Origin of the sequence: Azospirillum rugosum (genome assembly GCF_017876155.1) — a bacterium.
Lineage (GTDB): Bacteria > Pseudomonadota > Alphaproteobacteria > Azospirillales > Azospirillaceae > Azospirillum > Azospirillum rugosum.
This window is the reverse complement of record NZ_JAGINP010000064.1, coordinates 1-1,209: the sequence shown is the minus strand read 5'-3', so window position 1 is coordinate 1,209 and position 1,209 is coordinate 1. Positions and strand designations below refer to the sequence as shown.

Here is a 1,209-nt window from a genome sequence, read left to right as displayed (position 1 = left end):
GAGGGTTTTGCGCAATTGCCGAACGTCCGCAGTTGTGATTCCCTTCCTGGGATCTCGGGATGGGGGCGGGCATGCGGGTTCGGGTGTGCGGTCAGCTGAGTTTGGCGGACAGTCTGGTCCGGGCTCCGGAGAGCGGGGTTCTGGACCGGATCGCTGGAGCGGTGGATTGGGCGGCGCTGGAGGTGGTGTTGCGGCCGCTGCGCAACCGGCGCTCGGATGCCGGGGCTCCGGGCTATCCGCCGGTGCTGCTGCTGCGCTGCCTGCTGCTCGGGCTGTGGCACGGCGGTCTGTCCGATCCGGCGCTGGAGGCGGCGCTGGCCGACCGGCTGTCGTTCCGCCGCTTCGTCGGCCTCAGCCTGGACGACCCGACGCCCGACCATTCCACGCTGTGGCGCTTCCGCGCGGCGCTGGAGGAGACCGGCCTGGCGGAGGCGGTGTTCGCCGAGATCAACCGCCAGTTCACGGCCCAAGGGCTGATCGTCAAGCAGGGCACGCTGATCGACGCCTCCCTGGTCCCGGCGCGGGCGCGCCCGAGCCGCCGGAGCCGGCAGGGGAAGGAGCGGCCCTCGGCCGATCCGGATGCGGCCTGGGGGGCGAAGAACGCGCTCAAGGTGTTCGGCTACAAGATCCACATCGGCGTCGACCAGGCACACACGCTGATCCGCACCGTGGCGGTGAGCGACGCCTCGGTGACCGACACCGAACTGGGCGACCGGCTGGTGTGCGGGGACGAGGCGATGGTGCTGGGCGACCAGGGCTACAGCAGCAAGGCGCGGCGCGCGTGGCTGAAGGAGCGCGGCATCCGCGACGGCATCATGATGCGGCCCAACAAGCACCATCCGGTCCTGGCGCCCTGGCCCAAGCGCCGCAACCGCCTGCTCGCCCAGGTGCGCTTCGCCGTGGAGCGCCCGTTCGCCGTGTTCAAGGAGCAGTACGGCTTGCGCCGCATGCGCTTCTTCACCCAGGCGCGCAACCACGTGCAGGTCCTGCTTGCCTGCTGCGCCTACAATCTGCGCCGGGCCGCCGGCGTCGGGGCGGTTTGATGGGCGAGATCCGTCCTCAGGCCGCCGAACCTCGGGCAAAACCCCGACTTTGGGCGCCGCTGGGCCGCCGTGGCACGGCGAATCCACGGACAAACAGGATTTCGGTCCTGCTTGGCCGCGGAATGCTCGCGTAACACCCGAAATCCGGCCCTATCGCAAAACCCTC

Annotated in this window: 1 protein-coding gene; it reads left to right on the top strand. The window is 70.1% G+C overall.

Features of this window, described 5'->3' with window-relative positions:
- The first annotated feature begins 71 nt into the window (after positions 1–71).
- Positions 72–1,043 carry an IS5 family transposase gene (locus J2851_RS35435; RefSeq protein ID WP_209774085.1) on the top strand — a complete coding sequence of 324 codons (972 nt, stop codon included), beginning with the start codon at positions 72–74 and terminating at the stop codon, positions 1,041–1,043.
- Positions 1,044–1,209 lie beyond the last annotated feature (166 nt).